This is a genomic window from Micromonospora sp. MH99, from assembly GCF_021442385.1.
Classification (GTDB): Bacteria; Actinomycetota; Actinomycetes; order Mycobacteriales; family Micromonosporaceae; genus Micromonospora.
In genome coordinates this window covers 79,816-102,227 of record NZ_MUZA01000007.1, presented here as the reverse complement: position 1 = coordinate 102,227, position 22,412 = coordinate 79,816, and the positions used below count along the sequence as shown (strand labels likewise).

20 protein-coding genes are annotated in these 22,412 nt (G+C 73.6%); 12 read left to right on the top strand and 8 right to left on the bottom strand.

The window, feature by feature from the left end; genetic code table 11:
- From B0E54_RS06050 to B0E54_RS06040, 3 genes are all read left to right on the top strand, one after another.
- Entirely contained in the window at positions 1 to 1,068 is a 1,068-nt protein-coding gene (locus B0E54_RS06050) for a hypothetical protein (protein ID WP_234582257.1), read from the top strand.
- Positions 1,069 to 1,226: 158 nt separating this feature from the next.
- A complete protein-coding gene (locus tag B0E54_RS06045; protein WP_030335934.1) occupies positions 1,227 to 1,448 on the top strand; it encodes a hypothetical protein in 222 nt (73 codons plus the stop codon).
- A 251-nt stretch (positions 1,449 to 1,699) separates the two neighbouring features.
- Positions 1,700 to 1,858, top strand: a complete 159-nt coding sequence (locus B0E54_RS06040) for a hypothetical protein (RefSeq protein ID WP_234582256.1) — start codon at positions 1,700 to 1,702, stop codon at positions 1,856 to 1,858.
- Between the two features lie 50 nt (positions 1,859 to 1,908).
- Here the strand turns inward: B0E54_RS06040 and B0E54_RS06035 are convergent, their stop codons facing one another.
- The 4 genes from B0E54_RS06035 to B0E54_RS06020 all read right to left on the bottom strand — a co-directional run bounded on the left by B0E54_RS06035 (position 1,909) and on the right by B0E54_RS06020 (position 5,763).
- Positions 1,909 to 2,436, bottom strand: a complete 528-nt coding sequence (locus B0E54_RS06035) for a DUF1062 domain-containing protein (RefSeq protein WP_234582255.1) — start codon at positions 2,434 to 2,436, stop codon at positions 1,909 to 1,911.
- Between the two features lie 222 nt (positions 2,437 to 2,658).
- On the bottom strand, positions 2,659 to 3,720 hold the full coding sequence (locus B0E54_RS06030) for a Gfo/Idh/MocA family oxidoreductase (protein WP_234582254.1): 1,062 nt from the start codon (positions 3,718 to 3,720) through the stop codon (positions 2,659 to 2,661).
- Between the two features lie 100 nt (positions 3,721 to 3,820).
- Entirely contained in the window at positions 3,821 to 4,486 is a 666-nt protein-coding gene (locus B0E54_RS06025; RefSeq protein ID WP_234582253.1) for a response regulator transcription factor, read from the bottom strand.
- Complete coding sequence (locus tag B0E54_RS06020) at positions 4,474 to 5,763, bottom strand: sensor histidine kinase (protein ID WP_234582252.1); 1,290 nt, start codon at positions 5,761 to 5,763, stop codon at positions 4,474 to 4,476. Before B0E54_RS06020 ends, B0E54_RS06025 begins: the two co-directional genes overlap by 13 nt.
- Before the next feature lie 163 nt (positions 5,764 to 5,926).
- Here B0E54_RS06020 and B0E54_RS06015 point away from each other — a divergent pair, with 163 nt between their 5' ends.
- The 5 genes from B0E54_RS06015 to B0E54_RS05995 all read left to right on the top strand — a co-directional run bounded on the left by B0E54_RS06015 (position 5,927) and on the right by B0E54_RS05995 (position 10,924).
- Complete coding sequence (locus tag B0E54_RS06015) at positions 5,927 to 6,622, top strand: SDR family oxidoreductase (RefSeq protein WP_234582251.1); 696 nt, start codon at positions 5,927 to 5,929, stop codon at positions 6,620 to 6,622.
- Positions 6,616 to 8,250, top strand: a complete 1,635-nt coding sequence (locus tag B0E54_RS06010; protein ID WP_234582250.1) for an MFS transporter — start codon at positions 6,616 to 6,618, stop codon at positions 8,248 to 8,250. Before B0E54_RS06015 ends, B0E54_RS06010 begins: the two co-directional genes overlap by 7 nt.
- A 97-nt stretch (positions 8,251 to 8,347) precedes the next feature.
- Complete coding sequence (locus B0E54_RS06005) at positions 8,348 to 8,890, top strand: SRPBCC family protein (protein ID WP_234582249.1); 543 nt, start codon at positions 8,348 to 8,350, stop codon at positions 8,888 to 8,890.
- Entirely contained in the window at positions 8,887 to 10,062 is a 1,176-nt protein-coding gene (locus B0E54_RS06000) for a zinc-dependent alcohol dehydrogenase (protein ID WP_234582248.1), read from the top strand. The genes B0E54_RS06005 and B0E54_RS06000 overlap by 4 nt, the downstream gene beginning before the upstream one ends.
- A gap of 94 nt (positions 10,063 to 10,156) precedes the next feature.
- Complete coding sequence (locus tag B0E54_RS05995) at positions 10,157 to 10,924, top strand: TetR/AcrR family transcriptional regulator (protein WP_234582247.1); 768 nt, start codon at positions 10,157 to 10,159, stop codon at positions 10,922 to 10,924.
- A gap of 15 nt (positions 10,925 to 10,939) precedes the next feature.
- Here B0E54_RS05995 and B0E54_RS05990 read toward each other — a convergent pair whose 3' ends face one another.
- Complete coding sequence (locus B0E54_RS05990) at positions 10,940 to 11,770, bottom strand: helix-turn-helix domain-containing protein (RefSeq protein ID WP_234582246.1); 831 nt, start codon at positions 11,768 to 11,770, stop codon at positions 10,940 to 10,942.
- Positions 11,771 to 11,901: 131 nt separating this feature from the next.
- Between B0E54_RS05990 and B0E54_RS05985 the strand changes: the two genes are divergently transcribed.
- Positions 11,902 to 12,846: an SDR family NAD(P)-dependent oxidoreductase gene (locus tag B0E54_RS05985; protein WP_234582245.1), complete on the top strand. Its 945-nt coding sequence runs from the start codon at positions 11,902 to 11,904 to the stop codon at positions 12,844 to 12,846.
- 8 nt (positions 12,847 to 12,854) lie between these two features.
- A complete protein-coding gene (locus B0E54_RS05980) occupies positions 12,855 to 15,002 on the top strand; it encodes a hypothetical protein (protein WP_234582244.1) in 2,148 nt (715 codons plus the stop codon).
- Positions 15,003 to 15,016: 14 nt separating this feature from the next.
- Here the strand turns inward: B0E54_RS05980 and B0E54_RS05975 are convergent, their stop codons facing one another.
- From B0E54_RS05975 to B0E54_RS05965, 3 genes are all read right to left on the bottom strand, one after another.
- A complete protein-coding gene (locus B0E54_RS05975; RefSeq protein ID WP_234582243.1) occupies positions 15,017 to 15,412 on the bottom strand; it encodes a hypothetical protein in 396 nt (131 codons plus the stop codon).
- A complete protein-coding gene (locus B0E54_RS05970) occupies positions 15,409 to 15,858 on the bottom strand; it encodes a hypothetical protein (protein ID WP_234582242.1) in 450 nt (149 codons plus the stop codon). The genes B0E54_RS05975 and B0E54_RS05970 overlap by 4 nt, the downstream gene beginning before the upstream one ends.
- A 316-nt stretch (positions 15,859 to 16,174) precedes the next feature.
- Entirely contained in the window at positions 16,175 to 17,053 is an 879-nt protein-coding gene (locus B0E54_RS05965; protein ID WP_234582241.1) for an alpha/beta fold hydrolase, read from the bottom strand.
- A 137-nt stretch (positions 17,054 to 17,190) separates the two neighbouring features.
- Here B0E54_RS05965 and B0E54_RS05955 point away from each other — a divergent pair, with 137 nt between their 5' ends.
- Together B0E54_RS05955 and B0E54_RS05950 are read left to right on the top strand one after the other, a co-directional pair.
- Entirely contained in the window at positions 17,191 to 20,589 is a 3,399-nt protein-coding gene (locus tag B0E54_RS05955; RefSeq protein ID WP_305076118.1) for a BTAD domain-containing putative transcriptional regulator, read from the top strand.
- Between the two features lie 72 nt (positions 20,590 to 20,661).
- Entirely contained in the window at positions 20,662 to 22,284 is a 1,623-nt protein-coding gene (locus tag B0E54_RS05950) for a Na+/H+ antiporter (RefSeq protein WP_234582240.1), read from the top strand.
- The last annotated feature ends 128 nt before the right edge of the window (positions 22,285 to 22,412 follow it).

Genomic DNA, 22,412 nt, shown 5'->3' with positions numbered 1-22,412 from the left:
GTGGACGCGAACAAGGACCGTATCCGCTGCCGGGAGGTGCAGACCGTCGAGGACGACACGGTCCTGACCCTCACCGGGGACTCGATCAGCTCGTCGCACCACCAGTTCGGCTTCGGCGTGGGGCCCGGCTGCCCGATGACCTCGTTCGACGACCGGGGGATGCCCGGCAACAACGGCGTCTACAGCTACGGCCGGCGCTACTTCGACATGGACGGCAGCATCGTCGACTACGACAACTACGCGCGCACCGGATACGGCACCGGCGACATCATCGCCGGTCGCGCCGGCCCCGACGCCTGCGGCAACGGATGGGGGCGCGTGGCCAGCCCGCTCGGCCTCGCCACCGCGCGCATCGCCAAGGCCAAGGCGGACGGGCACAACGCGTACCACGCCACAACCGGTGGGGTGAACAACACCAACTGGACCACCGTCCTGACCCGGTTGGGCATGTGCCGGGGCCTGGAGTTCGCGGCAGAGGCCCTGGACCCGTACGGCGTGTTCCGCTTCGAGTGGGCGGCCGTCGGCGGCAAGCAGGGCATCGTCACCAACGGCGGTGGTTGCAACTTCTGGCTCGACCTGCCGGTCGGCGAGGACTACTACATCAACATCGGGGTGCCGCGTTACAACGGCCCCGCGCAGTACGCCGGCATCACCGCAGACGCCACCACCATCGTCAACTCCCTGCTGGGCGCCGGCGCGGACAAGGTGGTGTGGATGCTGTACTACGACATCACCCCGGCGAACATCGACGTCGGCCAGTACGGCTGGGCCAAGCTCAAGTCGCTGCTGCCCACCGGATTGCAGTCCTACCTGCCCTCGGCGCCGGTGTCGACGCTGCAACCGCTCATCGATCCGCTCTGGGTGGGCACCGTGCGGGGTGTGATCAGCGACCTCAACTGGGCCATCCAGCTCGGAGTCCCGTTCGATCCGGCCGTGCGGGTGGCGTTCGCGCCACCGTTCACTCCGGGTGACATCCAGATCACCGCAGAGGGTGGGTCGCCGCATCCCAGTCCCTCTGGGCAGGACAAGTTGGCCAGCACCCTGGCTGGCGTGCTCAGCGGTATGTGACGGGGGCCTGATTCATCGCTCAGGACGGGGAGGAATCGCCGATGCGGTTCCTCCCCGTCGCCCGCACAGGTGGAACTGTGTCTGAGTTGCGGCTATTAATGCGGTATATGCTCACCTGCGCCGTACCCCCAGCACGAAAATTGCTATACGGTCGGCGAATGAAGGTGGAGGAACACTGGTGGAACGGTGACACGACCCCGCGCGGGCGCCGGGACGTGTATATCCGTACTGACGGGCAGGGTTGGGAGGTCCGCGCCCAGATCGGTGGGGCGTCGGGTCGTGAGCGGGTGCAGCAGTGCCCCAGCCGGGCCTCGGCGGCCATCCTCGCCGACGCCTGGCGCGGTACGCACCCATCCTGGCGCGAGCTGAAGCAGCGCTGATCCGGCACCGGGCCGGGCCGGCAACGCTCCTGGGCTCCCGCCCGGTGCGCTCCCCGGCCCGCCCGGTGTTCGACTCACCCCCCGACCGTCACGATCCACCCCCACGTCGCCGATCTGGCGGCAACGGGACGCTCGGATACCGCACCATCGCCGGAGTGGAACGGCCGGTGGCCGGGTCCGCCGAGCGCTTTCCGTGTTCCCCGCGGCAGGCCGGGTACACGGGGGCGGTCCGCGCCCGATGGAGGTCGCCCATGTCGCAGGGTCCCGACGAGGAGAACCCCAGGCTCGACGAGGAGATCCGGGAGGCCGAGCGCCGGCTCGCCGACCTCGCCGCCTCGTCGGACGACGCGCTGACCGACGACGACGCCCGCGTGCCGGACGACGCCCCCTCCGAGCAGGAACCGGAGTAGGGCCTGTCCGGCACCCAAAAACCGGACAGGCCCCGTGCTCCGAGACGGGCTCAGCGCTTGAACGTGAAGGTGAAGTCGCCGGAGAGCTTGCCGCTCAGGCGAACCGTCGAAACGATCTTCCCCTCCTCGCTCAGCCTGTCGACCTCGGCTCGGGAGAGACCGAAGCCCTCGGCGATCAGTCGCGCGGGCCGGACCGGGATTCGTGCGCCGAAGCGGACCGAGACGTCGACCATCTCGCGGTCCAGGTGCGCCGATCCGTTGGTGTCGAGACGCCAGCGGCCGTCCCAGTCCAGGACGAATCGATTGCGACGCTGCACGGTCGGATCCTGAAGCAGTTCGGCGATCAGGCGACTGTCGTTGTTGTGCAGTTGGTCGAGCAGCTCAGGTCGGATGGTGCGGACCGTCGTCCGTTCCAGGACCGTGAGCTTCACCGTGTCCCCGCACCCGGTGCAGAGGGCGAGGAGCCAGATGTCGATGAGCTTGTTGTTGGCGTTGACGCGGAATTTGCCGCTCGGCCGGAGGTGCGGGGACGCGCACACGTGGCAACGGCGGCGAATGATGGGCAGGCAGGTGGGCACGACGGCCCATTGTGAGAGCACAGAGGTACACCGGTTTCAGTGAGAAGTCCGCAGCAAAAAGGAGCGCGGCGCACAGGCGCGACGCGCGTATCAGCGCTCGGGAGGTCTCACAGGGTGTACAACGGAACGTCCTCGCCTCGACGACAGGTTGAGGCAGGACGCTAACGGCGAGAGCGCCGCCACTCCACCGGTTTTTCGCGTACCTCGAAGGGCTCGGCCGCCTCAGGCCGTCGGGACCGGCAGCACCACGCCTTCGGCAGCCGACCGGTGCGCCAGCTCGATCAGCTCGACCGTGGCGACCGAGTCGCGCGGGTCCACCGGCATCGGCGTGCCGTCGCGCAGCGCCGCCGCCACCTGGGCGTAGAAGCTCTGGTACGCCCCCGGCTCGGTAGGCGTCGGACGCAGGTCACCGTCGACGCCGAGCAGGCCGTACCGCTCCGGCGGGACCTCGCCCCAGCCGGGCTGGTCGGGTCGGCCGCCGTCGTGCAGTGCCGCCTCCTGCACGTCCAGCCCGTAGGTCGTGTAGCCGGCCCGGTCGCCCAGCACCCGCAGGCGCGGGCCGAGCTGAGCGGTGATCGCCCCCATCCACAGGTGCGAGTGCACGCCGTTGGCGTGGGTCAGTGCCACGAACGCGTCGTCGTCGACCTCGGCGCCCGCGCGGCGGCGGTCGACCTCGGCGTAGACCCGCTCGACCGCGCCGAAGAGCTGCACGGCCTGGTCGATGAGGTGCGCGCCCAGGTCGAACAGCGCGCCGCCGGCCTCCTCGGTGCCGGCGAGCTCCCGCCAGCCCGGCTTGATGGTCGGGCGGAACCGCTCGAACCGGGACTCGAAGCGCAGCACCCGCCCCAGCTCGCCGCGCTCGACGAGCCCGCGGGCGGTCAGGAAGTCGCCGTCCCAGCGGCGGTTCTGGAACACCGTCAGCGGAACGCCGAGACGGTCGGCCTCCTCGACCAGCGCCCGGGCGTCGGCGGCGGTGGGGGCCAGGGGCTTGTCGACGACGACCGGCAGGCCGGCCGCGAGGGCCGCCCGCGCCATCGGCACGTGCTGCCGGTTCGGCGTCGCGACCACGACCAGGTCCAGATCCTCGGGTGTACGCCACAGCTCGTCGGCGTCGTCGACCAGGCGGGCGTCCGGGAAGTGCTGGTGCGCCTGCTCGCGCCGTTGCGGATCGCGCGTGACGATGGCGTCCAGCCGCAGCCCGGGTGTCGCGGCGATCAACGGCGCGTGGAACACCCGACCCGCCAACCCGTACCCCAGCAGACCGACCCGCAGCGCCTCCGCCATGCCGTACTCCCATCTCCTGGCCCGCGCCCTGGACCGGCGGCGGTGCCGGTGCTCGAATCTACGCCGCGCGCGGTCGGGCCTGGTCCGGGCCCGGCGCCCCTCAGCCCACCGGGTCGGCGCGCAGATAGGTGAGCACGGCGAGCACCCGGCGGTTGGTGTCGTCGCTGGGTGGCAGGTCGAGCTTGAGCAGGATGTTGCCGACGTGCTTTCCGACGGCGGCCTCGGTGACGTGCAGCCGGCCGGCGATCGACGCGTTGGAGCGGCCCTCGGCCAGCAGCGCCAGCACCTCCCGTTCCCGGCCGGAGAGCGCGGCGAGCGGGTCGCGGGGGCGGTGCAGCAGTTGCCGCACCACGTCCGGGTCGATGGCGGTGCCGCCGCCGGTGACCCGGCGCAGCGTGTCGACGAACTCGGTCACCTCGGCCACCCGGTCCTTGAGCAGGTAGCCGACCCGCTGGCCGTCGCCGCTGTCCAGCAGCGCCGCCGCGTACCCCGTCTGCACGAACTGGCTCAGGACCACCACCGGCAGGCCGGGACGCTCGGCGCGCAGCGCGACGGCCGCGCGCAGCCCGTCGTCCCGCCGACCGGGTGGCATCCGGATGTCGGTGAGCACCAGATCGGGTTGGTGGGTGCGGGCCGCCTCCAGCAGGTCCGGCGCGGACCCGACGGCGGCGCACACCGTGAAGTCGAAGCGGGTCAGCAACGCGACCAGGCCCTCGCGCAGCAGCACCTCGTCCTCGGCGAGCACCACCCGGGTCAGCGGCGACATGGCAGCTCCACCCGGACCAGCGTAGGCCCGCCGGGCGGGCTGGCCAGCAGCAGCCGCCCGTCGGCGGCGGCGACCCGGTCGGCGAGACCGGTCAGGCCCGTGCCCCGGGCCGGGTCGGCGCCGCCGCGCCCGTCGTCGGACACCTCGACCACCAGGTCACCGCCGGCCCGGGACAGGCGCACCTCGGCGCGGGTCGCCCCGGCGTGCCGGGCCACGTTGCTCAACGCCTCCGACACCACGAAGTACGCGGTGGTCTCGACGATCTCCGGCAGCGCCCCGTCGACGTCGGCGTGCACGGTGACCGCGACGGGCGCCGCGTCGGCCAGCTCGCGTACGGCCCCGGCGAGACCGAGGTCGGTGAGGCTCTGCGGCCGGATGCCGTGCACCAACTGCCGCAACATCACCATCAGCCCGCGCGCCTGGTCGTGCGCCACGGCGAGCGGCCGGGCGGCGGGGGAGTCCTCGGGTACGTCCAGCCGGGCCAGGCCCAGTTGCAGGGTGAGGCTGGTCAGCCGGGGCTGCGCGCCGTCGTGCAGGTCCCGCTCGATGCGGCGCCGTTCCGCCTCGTACGCGCCGACCAGCCGGGTGCGGGAGCGGGCGACCTCACGCAGCGCCGCCGCGTCGACCGGCGAGCCCAGCGCCCACCGCGCCACGGCGGCCTGGCCGGCGGCGAGCAGCCCCACCCCGTAACAGAGCACCGGGAGGAGCAGCACTCCCACGACCGCGTACGGGATGGCTTGGCCGGCGCTCTCGATCGGCCGCCAGATCACGACCGGGTCGGAGTCCCCGGCCAGCCAGGGGCTGGTGACCATCCCGATGTCGAGCAGCACCAGCACCAGGAACACCCAGTACGCGACAGGCACGAAACCGCCCAGCCAGAAGAGGTACGCGACCTCCCGCCAGCCGGCCGCCGTGCGGTAGCGGGCGGCGAGGCCCGGCCACGGTGACGCGGGCAGCGGGCGGCCGTCCACGAGGCCGAGCCGCCACCGCTCGACGGCGGCCACCGGGAAGCTCACGATCGGCGCGAGGGCCACCAGGGTCAGGCTGCCGACTGCCAGGAACAGCATCAGCGGTATCTCCGGTGGCCTGTTGTGCAGTCGCAGCGCGTTGGCGGCGGCCAGAAGGGGTGCGCCGATGACGAGCAGTCCGACGGTGAGCACGCCGGCGATCGGCACGGTGCTCACCAGGTAGGCCAGCGCGCGCCAGGGCCAGGCGGAGATCAACCAGTCGCGTCGGCGCAGCGTCGCGGCCAGGTGGCGGGGGTGTTCCGAGGTCATGCCGCAGACGCTAATCGCCGGTCAGCGGGCGCCCCAGCCGTCCAGATCCCCTTTCCGGGGTATGCCCAGCACTACCGGCCGAGCGGGTGTGCGGGGTCCGGAAACGGGAAGAACGCGCCGTCACGCGCTCCGTGTGACACCGGTGGCGGCGGCTGGAGAGACATTGGGTGCCAGAACCTTCGTGGTGGTCGGCGGTACCAGCGGGCTGGGCCTCGCGGTGGCCCGGCTGCTCGTCGACGAGCACCGGGTCGTGGTGTTCGGCGACGTGCCGGCCGAGGTCGCCGCGACTACGGACGAGCTGGGGTGCGACGGCGCGGTCTGCGACGTCTCCTCCCACGAGCAGGTCCGGGACGCGTTCGCCGAGGTGGTGGGGCGCTACGGCACCGTCGACGGGGTGGCGGCGTGCGCGTCCATGTGGGCGGGCGGCGACCTCGGGGACCTGTCCGTGGAGCACATCCGGCGGGCCGTGGAGATCAACGTCCTGGGTACGACGTACCTGCTGCGCGAGGCGCTGGAGCACCTGCACCGGCAGGGCCACGGGAACGTGGTCTACATCGGCGCGATGGCGCTCGCGGCGCCCCGGCCCGGCATCCCGGTCTACCGGGCGACCAAGAGCTACGGCAGCAGCCTCGTCGAGTCACTGGCCCAGGCCCAGCACAGCAACCGCGTCAAGGTGATGCAGTTGCACCCCGGGCCGATGCCGACCCGCCTGCAGGAACGCGTCGGCGCGGAGTTCCTCGACGAGGTGTACGCCCTGCCCGAGCAGGTCGCCACCGAGGTCGTCCGGCTCCTGCTGCTGCAACCCGACGACCTCTACGTCTCCGGCGAGCGCGTGTTGCGCGCGGACGGGCGGTGGTGACGGCGGCAGCCGGACCGGGGGACCGTCCGGCCTCCGCGTGGGCGCCCCTGCGCGGCGCCGTCTACCGCAATCTCTGGTTGGCCCTGCTCGCCGCCAACATCGGCACCTGGATGCAGACCGTCGGCGCGCAGTGGCTGCTGATCCACCACTCCAACGCCTCCACGCTGGTGGCGCTGGTGCAGACCGCCAGCCTGCTGCCGGTGCTGCTGCTGGCGCTGCCCGCCGGGGTGCTGGCCGACAGCTTCGACCGCCGGCACCTGCTGATCGCCGTGCAGCTGTTCCTGGTGGCGGTGGCGGTGGCGTTGACCCTGCTCACCCTGACCGACCGGATGCCGCCGGCCCTGCTGCTCACCCTCACCTTCGCGTTCGGGGTCGGGCAGGCGCTCACCCTGCCGGCCTGGTCGGCGGTGATTCCGGAGCTGGTGCCGCAGGAGCAGCTGCGGTCGGCGTCGGCGCTCGGGTCGATCAGCGTGAACGTGGCGCGGGCGGTGGGGCCGGCGGTGGCCGGTGTGCTGATCGCCCGGACCGGCGTCGCCCCGGTCTTCGGGCTCAACGCGGTGGCGTTCGCCATCTTCGCGGCCGCGCTGTGGCGCTGGCGGCCGGGCACCGCACGCGCCGTCGAGGTGCCCGAGCGGTTCACCGCCGCGCTGCGGGCCGGCAGCCGCTACGTACGCCACTCGCCGATCGTGCGCCGGCTGCTGCGCCGCGCGCTGGTCTTCGTGATCCCGGCCAGCGCGCTGTGGGCACTGCTGCCGCTGGTGGCGGCCCGGCGGCTCGATCTGGGCTCCGGCGGGTACGGGTTGCTGCTGGCCGCCCTCGGGGTGGGCGCCATCGCGGGCGGTGTGCTGCTGGCCGTGATCCGCACCCGGCTGTCGGCCAACCAGCTCCTGCTGGTCGCCGGCGCGCTGTTCACAGTCGCGCTGGCGGTGGTCGGCACCGTACGGGTGGTGCCGCTGGTGCTCCTCGCCCTGCTGCCGGCCGGGATGGCCTGGGTGACGGTGCTGGCCAACGTCAACGCCGAGATGCAGCTCTTTTTGCCGAGCTGGGTACGGGCCCGAGGGCTCGCCGTCTACCAGGTGTGTTTCGCCGGCGGGCAGGCCGTCGGCGCCCTCGTGTGGGGTCTGGTGGCCGACATGGGCGGGCTGGTCCTCGCCTACCTCGCAGCGGCGGCGTTGATGTTCGTCGGGACCGTGACGAGCCGGATCTGGCCGCTGCCGGACCTGCGCTCGGTGAACCGCGAACCGTCGGCCTACTGGCCGCAACTGCACCTGGCGCACGAGCCGGACCCGGGCGTGGGACCGGTGCTGGTGACGGTGCAGTACACGGTCCGGCCGGAGCGCACGGGACCGTTCCTCGCGGCCATGGACGTGGTGCGCGGCGCCCGCCAGCGCACCGGCGCGATGCGCTGGGGGCTGTTCCGGCCGGCCGAGACGACGGATCGGTTCGTCGAGGTGTACCTGGTGCCGTCCTGGGACGAGCACCTGCGCCAGCACGGTGGCCGGTTGACGGGTGAGGACCGCGAGGCCGAGGCACGGGCCCGGGAGCTGACCGACGGCGCTCCGGAGGTGCGCCACCTCGTGCCGGCCGCCGCCGGGCCGGCGCTGAGCGACGACCGCGAAGGACTCTGAATCTCCGTACGCCCCATCTCGTGGGCGATTTCTTCCCGCGTCATGTGCAGGACGTGACTGTCGGGGTACGTGGTGGCCCTGAGAGGGGAGGGAACCCATGGATCTGCTGGCTACCACGACCATCCGCCGGCCGGTGTCCGACGTGTACGCCTTCTGGCGTCGTCTGGAGAACCTGCCGACGTTCATGGCCCATCTGGAGGAGGTGCGTGTCACCGGGGAGCGTACGAGTCACTGGACGGCGAGCGCGCCGTTCGACCGTAGCGTCGAGTGGGACGCGGAGATCACCGACGAGGTGCCCGACGAGCGCATCGGCTGGCGGTCCACCGGCGAGGCCGACGTGCCGAACACCGGCAAGGTGTGGTTCGTGCCGGCGCCCGACGGCGTGAGCACCGAGGTGCACGTGCTGCTCGTGTACGACATCCCGGGCGGCAAGCTCGGCCAGGCCGTCGCCCGGTACTTCGGCGAGGAGCCGCACCAGCAGCTCGACGACGACCTGCGCCGACTCAAGCAGGTCATGGAGACCGGCGAGGTGATGCGCTCCGACGGCGCACCGTGGGGCAAGCGCGCCCGCCGGGAGTTCCCGCAGCGGCCGGCGCAGCCGCTGTCGAGCGACGAACTGGCGAAGGGGGAGGCGGCATGAGGGCGAACACCTGGGCCGGCCGGAACAAGGTCGAGGTCCGCGACGTGCCGGACCCGAGCATCCTGAACCGGCGCGACGCGATCGTGAAGGTCACCTCGACCGCGATCTGCGGGTCCGACCTGCACCTGGTCGACGGGTACGTGCCGACCATGCAGGACGGTGACGTGCTGGGCCACGAGTTCATGGGCGAGGTGGTGGAGGTCGGCGCCGGCGTCGACCCGGGTCGGCTGCGGGTCGGCGACCGGGTCGTGGTGCCGTTCCCGATCGCCTGCGGCGCGTGCGCGGCGTGCGCCGCCGAGCTGTGGTCGTGCTGCGAGAACAGCAACCCCAACGCCGGGATCGCGGAGAAGATGTTCGGCCACCCGGTCGCCGGCATCTTCGGCTACTCCCACCTGACCGGCGGGTTCGCCGGCGGCCAGTCCGAGTACGTGCGGGTGCCGTTCGCCGACGTGGGGCCGCTGAAGATCGAGTCGGACCTGACCGACGAGCAGGTGCTGTTCCTGTCCGACATCCTGCCGACCGGCTACATGGGCGCCGAGATGTGCGATATCCAGCCCAGCGACGTCGTCGCCGTGTGGGGCGCTGGCCCGGTCGGGCAGTTCGCGATGGACAGCGCCCGCCTGCTCGGCGCGGCAACTGTCATCGCGATCGACAAGGAGCCGTACCGCCTGCGGATGGCCGAGGAGGCCGGGCACACCACGATCAACTTCGAGGAGGTGGACGTCCGCTCCCGGCTGTTGGAGCTGACCGGCGGACGCGGGCCGGACAAGTGCATCGACGCGGTCGGCATGGAGGCCAGCCACGGCAGCGCGCACCTGCACGCGTACGACCGGGTGAAGCAGGCCGTGCGGTCGGAGACCGAGCGGCCGCACGCGTTACGCCAGGCGATCCTGTCCTGCCGCAGCGGCGGCACCGTGTCGGTCATCGGCGTGTACGGGGGCTTGCTCGACAAGTTCCCCTCCGGCGCGTGGATGAACCGGTCGCTGACCCTGCGCACCGGCCAGTGCCACGTCCAGCGCTACATGAAGCCGCTGCTGCGCCACATCGAGAACGGCGAGCTGGACCCCACCCGGGTGATCACCCACACCCTGCCGCTGCAGGACGCGGCACGCGGCTTCGACCTGTTCAAGAACAAGCAGGACGACTGCGAGAAGGTCGTGCTGAAGCCGTGACGGGCCGGTGCCGGCGCGGTCGCGAAAGGGCCGCGCCGGCACCGCCGCGCGGTCGACGTACGCCGTACGACCCCGTTGTTAGGATGGCCGCACCATGGCGATTGAGCGCAAGGCGACCGCGGACCCGGCCCGCAGCCTGGCCATCCTCTGGCGCACCCGGGAACCGACCAGCCGCAGCGCCGGGCAGGGCCTCAGCGTCGACCGGATCGTGCGGGCCGCGATCGACATCGCCGACGCCGAGGGCCTGGACGCGCTGACCATGCGCCGGGTCGGTGAGGCGTTGGGTGTCGGCACCATGTCCGTCTACACCTACGTGCCGGGCAAGGCCGAACTCGTCGCCGTCATGATCGACACCGCGTACGGCGAGATGCCGCGCTCCGCGGTCGAGGGCGACTGGCGGGCCCGGTTGGAGCGGATCGCCCACGACAACCTGGCGCTCTACCAGCGCCACCCGTGGATGCTGCGGGCCGAGACGACTCGCCCGGTGCTCGGCCCGAACCTGGTGGCCAAGTACGACCACGAACTCGGCGCAGTCGCCGACATCGGGCTCACCGACATCGAGATGGACGCGGTGCTCACCCTCGTCCTGGGCCACGTGAAGAGTTCCGCGCGCGCCGCGTCCGAGGTGGTCGACCTGGAGCGGGAGACCGACATGACCGACGGTCAGTGGTGGCAGTCGCACGCGCCCTGGTTGGAGACGTTCCTGACGGCCGACAGCTACCCCACCGCGTCCCGCGTCGGCACCGCTGCCGGCCAGCAGCACGGCGGGGCGTACGGCCCGGAGTACGCCTTCGAGTTCGGCCTGCAACGCGTCCTCGACGGCATCTCGGTGGTGGTCGCCGAGCGGGCGGCCAGCCGGTAGCTGCGACGGCCGGTGCTATCCGGCTGCCTCCGTCGAGACGGCGGCCCCGAGCCGGGCGAGGGCCCGGGCGGACGCGCTGCCCGGCTCGGCGTGGTAGACGACAAGCGACTGGGTGGTGCCGCTGATCGTGAGCTTCTCGTAGCGCAGCTCCAACTCGCCCACCCGCGGATGGTGGAACACCCGCAGCCCGCCCCCGGCGCGGACTGTGACATCGTGACGCGCCCACAAGCGCCGGAACAGCTCGCTGCCCGTCGTCAACTCCGCGACCAGCTCGGTGAGCCGCGGATCGTCCACCTCGACCCCCACCTGTGCGCGCAGGCCGGCCACCGCGCTGGCGGCGACCGCCTCCGGCGCCGGATAGAGCGCCGGCACGTCCGGGCCCAGAAACACCGCGCGCAGCAGGTTCACCCCGACCCGGTAGATCGGCGCCAGGGCGGTCGCCATCGGGTTGGCGAAGAGCACGTCCAGGTGCCGGCCGTGCACGAAGGCGGGCGTTTGCGCCCACGAACCCACCAACTGGCGGATGCCCACCGGCACCCGATCCGGGCGTCGTGCCGGTCGGCCGGTCGGCGCGTGCCCCCCGAGGCGGTGCAGGTGCGCCGTGGCCTCGGCGTCCAGCAGCAGCGCCCGGGCCAGCGCCTCGAGCACCTGGGCCGACGGACTGCGGTCCCGGCCCTGCTCCAACCGCAGGTAGTAGTCCGCGCTGATGCCGGCCAGCAGGGCCACCTCCTCGCGCCTGAGGCCGGGCACCCGCCGGCGGCCGTGTGCGGGCAACCCGACGTCACCCGGCCGGATCAGCTCACGCCGGGCACGCAGGTACTCGCCCAGCGGGCCGGCCGCGCTCACCAGCTCATCGTAGGAGCGCTCGCCGCCGCCCAACCTGGTCCTGCCACTACCAGGAAAAGCGGTAACCCGGATATCGCCCGCCGGCCGGGTGACAGTGGGTCGAGTAAGCGTGATCGGAAGACGGGACAGAGATGATCGAACGAATCACGACGCCATTCGGTTTCGCCTCGACCGCCGACGAGGTGCTCGCCGGAGTCGACCTGAGCGGCAAGCGGGCCGTCATCACCGGCGGCGCCGCCGGGATCGGCATCGAGACCGCCCGCTCGCTGGCCGCCGCCGGCGCCGAGGTGGTGCTCGCGGTCCGCCGGGTCACGGCCGGCGAGGAGGCCGCCCGGGACATCGCGGCCAGCATCGGCGCGGACCGGGTCACCGCCCGCGAGCTGGACGTGGCCGACCAGGATTCGGTACGCCGATTCGTCGCCGGCTGGGACGGGCCACTCCACATTCTGATCAACAACGCGGGGATCATGGCGCTGCCGGAGCTGGAGCGCACCGCCGAGGGCTGGGAGATGCAGTTCGCCACCAACTTCATGGGGCACTACGCGCTGACCGTCGGCCTGCACGACGCCCTCGCCGCCGCCGGTGGCGCCCGGGTCGTGTCGGTCAGCTCCAGCGGCAACCTCTTCTCGCCGGTGGTCTTCGACGACCTGCACTTCGCGTTCCGGCCGTACGACCCCCTGCTGGCGTACGGGCAGTCCAAGAGCGCCGAGGCCCTGCTCGCCGTCGAGGCCGACCGCCGCTGGTCCGGCGAGAACATCCACGCCAACGCGTTGAACCCCGGCGCCATCGCCACCGGGCTGCAGAAGCACACCGGCGGGCTGCGGACGCCGAAGGAGCGGCAGAAGACCCCGCAGCAGGGCGCCGCCACCTCGGTGCTGCTCGCGGCGTCCCCGCTGCTCGACGGCGTGGGCGGCCGCTACTTCGAGGACTGCGCCGAGGCCCCGGTCCGGACCGAGCGGCCCGCCGACTACAGCGGCGTGGCGGCGTACGCGGTCGACGCGGGCAACGCCGAGCGGCTCTGGGAGGTGGCCGCGGACCTCATCGCCGACGGTGCCCGCCGGCGACGGCACGGGTAGCCGCAGCGATGCCGCAGCACAGCGACCAACCGCGACGCGACGACGTGGTGGAGTTGCGGGTGCACGGCGTGTCGGGAGCGAAACCCTCGGTCATCCTCGGCGCGGAGCGGGTACGCCAGGTCGCGGGCGACGCCCGAGGAGGCTTTCACCGCCGCGACGGGTCCGACGACGCCGACCCGACCGGGGTGACGCTCGAGGCGTACCGCTGGGGTGACCTGCCCTCGGGCACGGTGGCCCGGACGCTCGGCATGGTCTTTCTGCTGCCGTTCATGCTCAGCAACGCGGCGGTGTGGATGCGGCCCACCGGCAGCGGCGCCGCCGGGGTCACCGTGCTGTGCCGGCTCCTCGCGCTCAACCTCACGGTGGTGTACGTGGTGTCCATCGCCGGGGTCGCCCTCGACCTGCTCGCCTGGCGGTGTCTCGGTGCGGTGGCGTGTCGCGCGCCCTTCGACACCCTGGCCGGGCTCGACGACCGACCTGTCGGGCAGCGGCTCGCCGTCCTGGCGCTGCTGCCGATCCTTGCCGTCGCGTTCCTGCGACTGCTGGGAACCCGCCGTTCCGGCCCGGCCGGCAACCCACTGTGGGCGGTGGAGCCGCTGGTGGTGCGGCTGCGGGCGATCCACGTCGCCGCCGCGCTCGCCGTCCTCGACGTGCTGCTCCTCGCGGCCCGTCGCGGTGGCGGCGCGACGCCCGTGACGACGCTGCTGTTGACGCTCAGCGCGGCCGTCCTGGTGGTCTGCGTGGGCCTGCTCGCCGCCCCGGGGCTGATCGACCGGGCCGCGACCGCCCGGACGGCCACGGTGACCGCCCGCGCCACGGGCGTGCTGGCGGCGGTTCTGACCGTGGCGACAGTGGTGGCCGTCGCGAGCGACGAGCGCGGTTGGCCGCCGTCGGCGGGGCTTCCCGGCTACGACGGGATCGCCGGTGGCGCCCTGCTCGGCCAGATGGTCCTGCTGGTGGTGCTCAGCGGCGTGGTGCTGTGGCACCGCGGTCGGTCCACGCTGCCGCGAGGGCTGGGCGCGGCGCTCATCGCGGCCATCGCGGTCGGTCTGGCGGGCGCGCTCTCCGCCGGTCTCGTCTACCTGACGGGGATCCTGCTCGGTGGCTACCGCGGCGACGGGGGGCCGCCGCTGCCGTACCGCTGGACGCTGCTGGCCTTCTTCCTGCACGTGACCGCCGCGGTGCTGCTGTGTGGGGCGTTGACAGTCCTGTCGCGGCACCGCCGTCGCCGGGCGGCGGTGGCGATCACCGCCCGCGACTTTCCTGCGCCGCCGCCGGAGGCAGCCGGACAGGTGCGGCGGGTCACCAGGACCGTGGCCCGGGCGCGGTTCACCGAGTGGCTGGGCCTGCTGGCGGCCCTCTACGCGGCTCTCGCGGTGGTCGGGCTGGCCACCAGTCTGCTCGGGCAGTTCGGGCGTGAACCGGACGAGTTGGCGCGGCAGTCTCTCGGGCTGCCGGCCGGAGCCGTCGGGATGGGGCTCGCGGGAAGCACCTACCTCCTCGCCGCGGTGCTCCTCGCGTTGCTGCTGGGTGGTGTCTTCGCCTACCGGACGGCGTGGTTCCGCCGGTACGTCGGGATCCTGTGGGACCTGGGCACCTTCTGGCCCCGGGCCGCCCACCCGTTCGCGCCCCCGAGCTACGCCGACCGCGCGGTGCCGGAGCTGACCGACCGGATCGTCCAGCTGAGCGAGCGGCACGCCGGGGTGCTGCTGTGCGGGCACAGCCACGGCTCGGCGTTGCTGGCCCTCGCGGTGCTGCGGCTGCCCCCGGCCGCGCGCCGGCGGGTCGCCCTGCTCACCTACGGCTCGCCGCTGGGCCGCCTCTACGCCCGGCTCTTCCCGGCCTACCTCGACGAGAAGGCGCTGCGCGAGGTGGGGGAGCGGGTCGGGTGGCGGTGGCTCAACCTCTGGCGGGACACCGACCCGGTCGGCGGTTGGATCTTCGCGGCGCACCGGCCCGGCGATCCGCCGCCGGAGGCGGCCGATCCGGCCGGCCGCGTCGATCGGCGGCTGCGCGACCCGCAGGGCCTGGTGCCGTCACCGGGGCAGCGCCGGCCGCCACCGCTGCGCGGGCATCACCCGGGCGAGTCCGACCCCGAGTTCCGGGCGGCGGTACGCGACCTCATCTGCCGGCTGCGCTCCTCGGACGGCGACTGAGCCGGCGAAGTCGGTCAGCGGTCCTCGGGTAGCCGCTCGTACTCCGCTACCACCGCTCGGATCTTGCGCAGGGTGGCGTCCGGGGCGTGCACCGCGGCACGCCACCGGTCGAGCGTGCGGTTGAGCACCCGGACGAGGAACTGCAACTGGTTGACCTGCTCGCGCAGCAGCCCCAGCTCCGATCGCGCGCTCACCGCCTCGCCCTCCAACTCGCTGACCCGCACCTGGAGGGGCTGCACGAGCGTCAGGGCGGCCTCCGTCAGCGTGTCGGCCGCGTCGGCCTTGAACTTGCCCCGCTGCGACACGACAGTGGCGATGGCGGCCAGACCTGTCGTGCCGCCGAGGATTCCGAGCAGACTGAGCAGCACCTGCACCCAGTGCGGCGCTTCGGGTGCCGGTGCCGAGATCACGTGACACCTCCGACGACCCGTCGGTGAGCCTCGCACTGGTGGCCGTAGGCCAGGCAGCGCAGGTCGACGGCGATCAGGGCGGCCCGCCAGAAGGCGCCCAGCGGCAGGGCGCTGACCAACGAGGCCGCCACGAGGCCCTGCGGACCGGTCACCGCCACCAGCGCCACCGTGTACATGCCGGTGATGGTGCCGAGCACCAGCACGGCCGCGAACTCGATGCCGAGGCCGGTGGAGAGTCGACCGGGCCACAGGATGCCCAGCAGGCCGCCCACGCCGACCACGATCAGTGCGACCTCCCAGCCGAGCTGGATGGGCTCCGGCATGGACAGTTGGACCGACGGTGATCGGATGTCCAGCACGAGCAGCAGGAATCCACAGATGGGCGTCGTGACCAGGGCGGCCACCTCGAACGGCTGGCTCTTGGCCCGGGAGCGGGGATGTCCCACGGCGACTCCTTGGTCGAGACCGGGACCGTTGTCCCGCCACCGGCCGACGTCGTGTCAGGTCGCGCGTACGAACCGGTTCGCGGGCTGCGGTCTTGGGCGGTCGATGGGCGACTCGCCGTCGTTGGCTGCCGGTATCTGCCTGTGTAGCACCGGTGACCGGTTCTCGTCCACCCGGTGTAACGTCGCCTTTCCGCAGGTCAGAGCTGGTTGGCTGCCTCCGCGCGAGGGGCCGCCGGAATGCCGGCGACCCCGCACGGTCGGGACGTAGAGTGTCGGATATCTTACCGTCGGTAAGATGGTCGTCCGCTCCGGCGGATCACCGCAGGAGCAGATCGCGCAGCGCCCGGACCACCACCGCCGGCGCCTCCTCCGCCATGAAGTGGCCGCAGCTGACCGTCTGGTGCTCCAGGTCCGGAGCCCAGGCCCGCCACACCCCCGCCGCGTCGTAGCCGAGCGCGGCGCCCCAGTCCTGCTGGAGCACCGTCACCGGCATCCGCAGCAGGTTGCCGGCCGCCCGGTCGGCCGTGTCGTGAACGACATCGATGCCGGCCGACGCCCGGTAGTCGGCGACGATCGAGGTGACCGCGTCGCGGGACGCCCGCAGGTACGCCGCACGCACCTCGGCCGGCAGCGCGTCCGGGTCGCGGGTCCAGACGTCGAGGAAGTGACCGAAGAACGCGTCCGAGCTGGCGCCGATCAGCTCCTCGGGCAGGCCCGGCGGCTGCGCCATGAGGTACAGGTGGAAGGCGACCGCGGCGCTGACGCCGTGCAGCACGTCCCACGTGTCCAGGGTGGGCACCACGTCGAGCAGGGCGAGCTGGCTGATCGCCTCCGGGTGGTCCAGGCCGGCGCGGAACGCGACCAGGGCGCCCCGGTCGTGCCCGGCCAGGGCGAAGCGCCCATGACCGAGCGCGCCGGCCAGCGCCACGACGTCGGCGGCCATCGTCCGCTTGGCGTACGCCGTGCCGTCGTCGTCCACGGGCTTGTCGCTGTCGCCGTAGCCACGCAGGTCGGGGCAGATGACCGTGTGGTCGGCGGCCAGGTCGGCCGCCACGTGCCGCCACATGAGGTGGGTCTGCGGGAAACCGTGCAACAGCACGATCGGTGGCCCGGAACCACCCACGGCGGCGGTGAGCGTCACGCCGTCGGCGACGGTGACGCGCTGGTAGTCGAATCCCTTGATCCTCGGCTGCACGGGAAACCTTCCTGATGAGCGGGGCCGGCGGGCGGGACGCCCGTGGCCGTCGTACGTCATCGAGGCTGCCCGGCAGTGATCAGCGGACGGTCAGCGCCGGATCAGTGCGCGCCAGCACGGCCGCCTAGATTGGTGCCATGACCAGGCAACCGACGCCACCGGTGGAGGTGACCTTCGGCGTGCTCGGCCCGGTGACCGCCACCACCGCGGGCGGCCCGGTCCCGCTGCGGGGTCACCGGCAGCGCCTGGTGCTGGCCCGGTTGCTGATCGTCCACGGCCGCATGGTGCCGGTGGAACGCCTCGTCGACGACCTGTGGGAGGTCCCACCGGACGGCGCGGTGGGCGCGATCCGCACCTTCGTCGCCGACCTGCGCCGGGCGTTGGAGCCCGACCGGCCACCCCGGCAGCCACCCCGCCTCCTGGTCACCGAACCCCCGGGGTACGCGCTGCGGGCCGCCCCGGAATCGGTGGACGCCTACCGCTTCGAGGCGGCCGTCGGCGAGGCGGGACGGCTGCTGACCGGGGACCTGCCCGCGCCGGCACTGACCGCGCTGGACGCGGCGCTCGGTCTGTGGCGGGGCCCCGCGTACGCGGACGCCGCGGGCGCACTCTGGGCCGCCGCGGAGACCAACAGGTTGAACGAGCTGCGGATGCTCGCCGTGGAGCGGCGGGCCGAGGCGCTGCTCGCGCTGGATCGTCCGGACGAGGTCGCCGCCGACCTGCCCGCCCACCTCGCCAGCCATCCGCTGCGGGAGGACGCCTGGCGGCTGCTCGCGCTGGCCCGGTACCGCGCCGGGCGCCAGGGCGAGGCGCTGGCCGCGCTGCGCGAGGCCCGTGCCGTCCTGGTGGCTGAGCTGGGTCTGGACCCGGGGCCCGAGCTGCGCCGGCTGGAGGCCGACATCCTGGCCCAGGCGCCACACCTGACCCGAGCCCCCGCCGTGGCCGTCCCGGACCGGGCCGGACCCGTCCGGGACGGTGGGTCGAAAACGGCGCCGCACCGACCGTTCGTCGGGCGGGACGTGGAGCTGGAGCGGCTGCGGCACGCCGCCCAGGTCGCCACCCGGTCCGGCCGGCCCACGCTCGCCCTGCTCAGTGGGGAGCCGGGCGCCGGCAAGACCGCAGTGGCCGAGGCGCTGACCCGACAGCTCGCCGCGCAGGGCTGGAGCACGGCATGGGGCCGCAGTCCCGAGTACGAGGGCGCCCCGGCCGCCTGGCCGTGGACCCAGATCACCGACGCGCTCACCGGGGCTGGTGAGCCGCCGGGGTCGGGTGAGCCGCTGGACCGCGGCGGGACGGCCGGGACCGGTGGCACGGGTGACCCCGCTGTGGCCCGGTTCCGTCGGCACCGCGCGGTGGCGTCGGCGGTCTCCGCCGCCGCCGGCCGAGGACCCGTCCTGCTGGTCCTGGACGACCTGCACCGCGCCGACGGCGACACGCTGGACCTGCTCACCGCCCTGCTCACCGGGCCGCAGCCGGCCGCCGGGCCGGTGCTGGTCCTGGGCACCTACCGGGCCACCGAGATCAGCCCGGAGCTGACCGCCGCCCTGGCCCGGGCCGCCGCGCTCGAACCGGTGCGCGTCTATCTCGGCGGCCTGTCTCCCGAGGCGACCGGCGAGCTGGCCCGCACCCTCGCCGCACGGGAGCTGGACCCGCCCACCGTCGGGCTGATCCACCACCGCAGCGGCGGCAACCCGTTCTTCGTCCGCGAGCTGGCCCAGCTGTACGCCGGTGCGGGCGGCGCGGCGCTGGCGGCGGTGCCGCCCGGGGTCCGTGACGTCATCCGGCACCGCCTCGCACAGCTGCCCCCGCCGACCCGCACCGTGCTGCGGCAGGCGGCGGTGCTCGGCCGGGACGTCGACCCCGCGCTGCTCGGCGCGCTGACCGGCGACCCGGCGGAGCTGCTGGACGCCGTGGACCGCGCGTTGCAGGCCGGGTTCCTGACCGAGCGGGAGCCCGACGGGCGACTACGGTTCACCCACATCCTCGTCCGCGACACCCTCTACGCGGACCTGTCCGCGGCGCGTCGCGCGGCCTGGCACGCCGCCGTGGCCGAGGCGTTGCAGCGGCGCCAGCCCGTCGACCCCGCAACGATCGCCCACCACCTGCTGCGCGCCGGCGGCCCCGCCGCCGCCCACCGGGCCGCGGGCTACGCCCGGACCGCCGCCGAGCAGGCCGAACGCGACGGCAACCCGCACGAGGCGGCCCGGCTGTGGGCGCAGGTCGTCGACGCGTACGACCGGGCCGGGGGGACCGAGCGGCGCGAACGGTTGAACGCGGTGCTGGGCCTGGGGCGGGCTCTGGCCGTGACGGGCCGGTTGGCCGAGGCGCGCGGCCACCGCGCCGAGGCGATCGCCGACGCCGAGGCGGTCGGTGACCCCCGGCTGACGGCGGAGGTGCTGGCCGGTTTCGACGTGCCCGCCATCTGGACCCGCAACGACGACGACAGGCTCTCGGCGCGGATCGTCCGCGCCGCCGAGAACGCCCTGACCGGCCTCGGCCCCACCGGCTCGGCGCAGCGCAGCCGGCTGCTGAGCACGCTCGCGCTGGAGCTGCGCGGCACCACAGGTGAGCGGGGCAGCCAGGCCGCCGCCGAGGCCGAACGGATCGCCCGGACCGTCGCCGACCCCGGGTTGCTGGCCTTCGCGCTGAACGCGCGGTTCATGCACACGTTCCACCGCGTCGGGCTGGCCGCCGAGCGGGCCCGGATCGGCGCGGAACTAATCGACGTGGCCGCCGCGCGCCAGTTGGTGACCTTCGAGGTGCTGGGTCACCTCATCGGAGTCCAGTCGTGCTGCGCGCGAGCCGACCGGGCCGGCGCGGACGAGCACGCCCGCGCCGGCGACCGCCTCGCCCAGCGGTACGAGCTGCCGCTGGTCGGCGTCTTCACCGGCTGGTACGCCGCGCTGCGCCGGGCGTTGGACGGCGACCGGGAGGCGGCGGCGACCGCGTACCGGGCGGCAGCCGAACGGCTCCCCGCCGACGCCATGCCGGGCTTCGCCCACGGACTGCTGCCACTCGCCCTGCTCGGTCTGCGCCTGGCCGACGCCGTCAGCGCCGACCCGCTGGCGTCCACGGGCGCGGGCCGAACGGGCCAGGACCAACCGGCCTTCGGGCCGGTGAGTCAGCGGCCGATCCCCGGGCCGGACGACGAGGACTGGGCGGGCCTGGACTGGGGACCGCACGAGCCGTGGGTCCGCCCGCTGCTGCTCGCGGCCGAGGGGGACCGCGACGCCGCCCGAGCGGCCCTGCGGGCCCTCCCGGACGGACCGCACGACCTGCTGCGGGAGGTACGGCTGTGCCTCACCGCCCGGGCCGCCCTCGCCGTCGGCGACCGGCCCACCATGGAGCGCGTCGCCGCCGCGCTCGGCCCGGCGGCCGGCGAACTGGCCGCCGGCAGCGGGGTGCTCACCGTCGGCCCGGTGGCCGGGCACCTCGCCGACCTGGCCACCGCCCTCGGCCGCGACGAGGAAGCCGCCGGACACCGTCGTACCGCCCGCCTGCTCACCGCGCGCCTCCGTACCGCCGACCCGAGCTGACCCGACCGGGCGCGTGCCCCGCGCCCGGCGACTTGCCCGTTCCTGTGGAACCGGCAACCGGGGTGCGATCAGATGGAACAACCGGCGTTCGTCGTCGGCCGGGGATCGAGGGGGTACGCCGTGCAGGTGCTCGTCCTGATCGTGGTGCTGGGCGTCACCGTCCTGGTCGGCACCACCCTCGGCGGCCGGTACCGGGTGGCGCCACCGGTGCTGCTCATCGGGTTCGGGGTGCTGCTCGGGCTGGCGCCCCCGCTGTCCGAGGTGACCCTGGAGCCGGACCTGGTGCTGCTGATCTTCCTGCCCGCGATCCTCTACCGGGAGAGCCTCACCATCAGCCTGCGCGAGATCCGGGCCAACCTGCCGGTGATCGGGCTGCTCGCCGTGGTGCTCGTGGTGCTCACCATGGTCACGGTGTCCCTGACCGCGCAGGCGTTCGGCGTGAACCCCGCAGCCGCCTGGGTGCTCGGCGCGGTCCTCGCGCCGACCGACGCCGCCGCGGTCACCGGCCTGGCCAAGCGCCTGCCCCGCAAGCTGCTCACCACCCTGCACGCGGAGAGCCTGATCAACGACGGCAGCGCCCTGGTGATCTTCGCGGTGGCCGTCGGCCTGCTCACCCAGAGCGACAGGCCGGGGGTGCTGGGCATCGGCGAGGAGTTCGTCGGGGCCGGCGTCGGTGGAGTGGTCGCCGGCCTGCTGGTGGGCGCCGTCGTGGTGCTGATCCGCAAGCGGCTCGACGACCCGCTGCGCGAGGGGGCGCTGAGCGTGCTGACGCCGTTCGCGGCGTTCCTGCTCGCCGACTCGGTGCACGCCAGCGGTGTGCTGGCCGTCGTGGTGGCCGGCCTGGTGCTGGCGTACGCCGGTCCACGGGTGATCCGCGCCCGGTCCCGGGTGCTGGCGTACGCGTTCTGGGACCTGTCCACGTTCCTCATCAACGGTGGCCTGTTCGTGCTGCTCGGCACGCAGATCCCCCGCGCGGTGCGGGGCATCTCCAGCACCTCGCCGGGCCGGGCCCTGGCGATCGTGCTGGTGGTCACCCCGGTCGTCGTCGCCACCCGGCTGCTGTTCGTCTACCTGACGGCCGAGTCGGCGAAGCTGCGCCGCCGCCGGATGATGGACCACGACCAGCCGGCGTCCGACTGGCGGGTGGGGACCGTGGCCGGCTGGGCCGGTTTCCGGGGCGCCGTGTCGCTCGCCGCCGCGCTGGCCGTCCCGACGATGACGGCCGCCGGCACACCGGTGGCCGAGCGCGACCTGATCATCTTCGTCACCGCGCTGGTCATCGTCCTGATCATGCTCGTGCAGGGCACCACCCTGCCGCTGGTGGTGCGCTGGGCGGGGCTGACCGGCGACCCCGAACGCGTCGACGAGGCCCGGCAGGCCCGCCAGCGCGCCACCCAGGCCGGCCTGGACGCGCTGCCCCGGGTCGCCGCCGAGATCGGCGTCGAGGGGGAGACGGTGAGCCGGCTGCAGGCCGAGTACCAGCGGCACTTGGAGGACTTCAACGACAGCGGTGGGCGTACCGCCGAGGAACGCCGGCTGGACCAGCGCCTGCGCCTCGGCGTCCTCGCCCACAAGCGGCGGGAGCTGACCCGGCTGCGCGACAACCGGGAGATCGACGACCTGGTGCTCCAGGAGCTCCAGGCCGCCCTGGACAACGAGGAGATCCGGCTGCTGGGGCGCGGGCCCAGCGAGTGACACCGGCCGGCGCCGGCGGCCTGACGGATTGGTGACACCGCCCCCGCCGGGTGCGAGACGTTCGGGCACGTCGTCGGCGGGTACGGTAGGAAACCGGTTCGGCGTCCGTCGATGCGTTAGGCCCGCGA